The sequence below is a fragment of the Gammaproteobacteria bacterium genome, from assembly GCA_003696665.1.
In the GTDB taxonomy this organism is placed as follows: Bacteria; Pseudomonadota; Gammaproteobacteria; order Enterobacterales.
In genome coordinates this window covers 1-2,662 of the sequence record RFGJ01000240.1, presented here as the reverse complement: position 1 = coordinate 2,662, position 2,662 = coordinate 1, and the positions used below count along the sequence as shown (strand labels likewise).

At 56.8% G+C, this 2,662-nt stretch carries 4 protein-coding genes; 2 read left to right on the top strand and 2 right to left on the bottom strand.

Features of this window, described 5'->3' with window-relative positions:
- Window positions 1-253 precede the first annotated feature (253 nt).
- Together D6694_06820 and D6694_06815 are read left to right on the top strand one after the other, a co-directional pair.
- Window positions 254-1,396: a hypothetical protein gene (locus D6694_06820; GenBank protein RMH43610.1), complete on the top strand. Its 1,143-nt coding sequence runs from the start codon at window positions 254-256 to the stop codon at window positions 1,394-1,396.
- A 124-nt stretch (window positions 1,397-1,520) separates the two neighbouring features.
- Entirely contained in the window at window positions 1,521-2,141 is a 621-nt protein-coding gene (locus tag D6694_06815; protein RMH43609.1) for a hypothetical protein, read from the top strand.
- 75 nt (window positions 2,142-2,216) lie between these two features.
- Here the strand turns inward: D6694_06815 and D6694_06810 are convergent, their stop codons facing one another.
- Window positions 2,217-2,453: a hypothetical protein gene (locus tag D6694_06810; protein RMH43611.1), complete on the bottom strand. Its 237-nt coding sequence runs from the start codon at window positions 2,451-2,453 to the stop codon at window positions 2,217-2,219.
- 25 nt (window positions 2,454-2,478) lie between these two features.
- On the bottom strand, window positions 2,479-2,662 hold a 184-nt coding region (locus D6694_06805; GenBank protein RMH43608.1), incomplete at its 5' end, for a DUF2914 domain-containing protein.

The window sequence follows — 2,662 nt, the reverse complement described above, 5'->3', positions numbered from 1 at the left end:
GGCCTCGCCGAAAACCTCGCCAAGGCCCGCGCCGCCAAAAAAGGCGGACGCAAAAAGAGCAAAAAGTAACCATGCCAAGCGGGGCCCCGACCCAAACGTTGGGGCCCTTCTCGGCTCATCCTTTCACCGCCTCTCTTCCCCTACCTTTTCCCCCTTGACCTTTCGACCCGGAGCCTGTTAGTTCCTTACCGGCACATTTGTCCTTTCTTTTTGTACAAGCGCCACCGGACAACCAGACCGCAGGAGGGGGGAAATGGCGACCTGTCATGGCCAGCGTACAGAACTGATTCGTCCATTCAAGCTGCTTGCTGCCCTGATCCTTTTCATCTGTTTTCTTTCCATATCAGGCTGCACCTCTCCCCCACCCCAACCTCGTTACGTCTGGCCTATCCCCCCCCAAACTCCGCGGGTGGAATACCTTTCAACGATTTCCCGGTCTGAAGACCTGGTAGCCAAAAACAGCCCAATCAAAAAAGCCTTACTGGGCAAACAGAAACCTTTATTCCAAACCCCATTCGATGTAATCGTGCGCAAAGACGGCGCATTACTGGTCAGCGACACCAGGAGCGGTATTGTCTGGAAATTGTCCACAACTGGAAAGGCCAGCGCCCTGCCAAACAACGGAACCAAACTCGGAGCTCCTCTGGGGATCGATTACGATTCAGACGGGAACATTTACGTGGCAGAGGCCACCCGTCGACGCGTGGTCGTTCTTTCACCGGAAGGAGTTGTGATACGCACCATCGGGGACGGGGTATTTGAAGCCAATCCCGCCTTTATTGCCATTGACCGACAGCGAAACCTGCTCTATGCAAGTGAACCCAGACGCCACCACATCCATGTCTTCACCTGCACCGGAAAACACCTGGGCACCCGAGGCAACCCCGGCGTCCAGCCAGGACAACTGGCTGCGCCCCAGGGGGTGGCTGTCAATTCACACGGCGAATTGATTGTCGCTGACATGCTCAACGCCCGGCTCTCTGTTTTTGCCCCCGATGGGACCTTTGCCAGGCTCATTCCTTTCAATGGTTGGGGGCCCTACACATTCGACGCACCCAAAGGGATAACAGTCACTGACGACGGCTGGATATGGGCGACAGACCAGCGTGCAGGTGCGCTGGTGGGCTTTAACAATCTTGAAAAACCGACCGTCGTGGTCACCGCCGGCCACATGAGCTCTCACCCCATGGCCTTTGCCGCTCCATCAGGCCTGACCATTACCGATGATGGGGCTATCTGGGTGACCGACATCCTGTTACAGCGTTTAAGCCACTGGCAGGTACTAACCCCTGAATACCTGAAAACCCATCCGATCAGTCCTGCCACGCTGGAGCAATTACGGCAAAAGGCACAGTTGATTAACCAGGAAAGCAAAGAGGAACACACCTTGCAGTGAATTCCGTGCGAACATCTGCTATGGCAGTTTTTCCGACAAAAAAGATACGGTCGGACAGCCAAAAAACTGCTATTTAACCAACAGCCTTACGCCAAATCACGAGACCGACACAGGAGGGGGGATCATGATTTCAGGCACCGTTGCCTTCCTTAAGCGTACAGCCTTTTTCCTCACAACCATTGCAATTCTGGCTCTGTTTTTGGGGGAACCGGTTCCTGTATTCGCCCTGAAAATCGCCAACTCAAAACATGATCTTACGGGTGTCATCCCGGGGCTGACCGACATTTGCCGGGCCTGTCATGGAGGAGCCCATCACTGGCTTCCAGGAAGTTCAGGTTTCGGCCGTGTCCCAAGAAATGTGACCAAGGTTTACAACAGCGCAACCATGGATCACACCACCGACCTGACCTACATCAACACCATGCCGTCCGATGCACCCCTGTGCCTCAGCTGCCACGACGGCTCCCTGGCGGATTCGACTGAATACAGCTACCTGAAACCCCTTCAGAGGACAGCGGCAGACATAGGAACAGATCTATCCAATGATCATCCCGTCGGATTCCGCTTCGACGCCACACTCGACAAAGATTTAAAAATGCCATTGGTGGCCCGGGTCAACTTTGGCGCCACCAAAGATGCGATGTGGTGCAGCTCCTGCCACGATGTTCACGACCCGACCTACCCTCCCTTTTTGGTCATGAGCAACGTCGGCAGCGCCTTGTGCATGGATTGTCACACCAAATGACTTCACCCAAACAGGCCGGTAGCTTGTTGACCGACCCGCACAGGCGGGAACATATCAGGTGCGACAACACTCCTGTTACTCTTCCTCCCGCAGCTGCCAGCGGGCATAGCCAGGTTTTCCCTCGCCCTCGGCCAGATGGCGACCAACCAGGCGGCACGATCGCCGCAGGGGATCGGCCTTGATGTCAACCCAGGCCCGGGCCAGCGCAGCCAGGGTCGCCTCCTGCAGCACCAGCACCCGGCCGTCGGCAAGGGTCAGCCGGGCGCGCAGATGCCGGTGCCCTTCGGGTACGGCAACCTCGATCGCCAGGATATCCTCGGTCGAAAAGACGGTTTCCTCAAGGGGCTTCGACACGAAACACCTTCTCCGCGACAACTTTGCCGGCGGCGTCCTCAACGACAACGCGCCACGGCCCAGTCCACTCGGGCAAAATGCGCTTGGACGACCAGGTGCGCCAGTTACTGCTGCGCACCGGCAAATCGACCCGGGCCATCTCCCGATCCTGCCAGTACCAGACATGG

Bases quoted from the DNA above. Each gene is read 5' to 3' on its own strand.
- D6694_06815 (RMH43609.1), top strand. From the start codon at position 1,521: ATGATTTCAGGCACCGTTGCCTTCCTTAAGCGTACAGCCTTTTTCCTC.
- D6694_06820 (RMH43610.1), top strand. From the start codon at position 254: ATGGCGACCTGTCATGGCCAGCGTACAGAACTGATTCGTCCATTCAAG.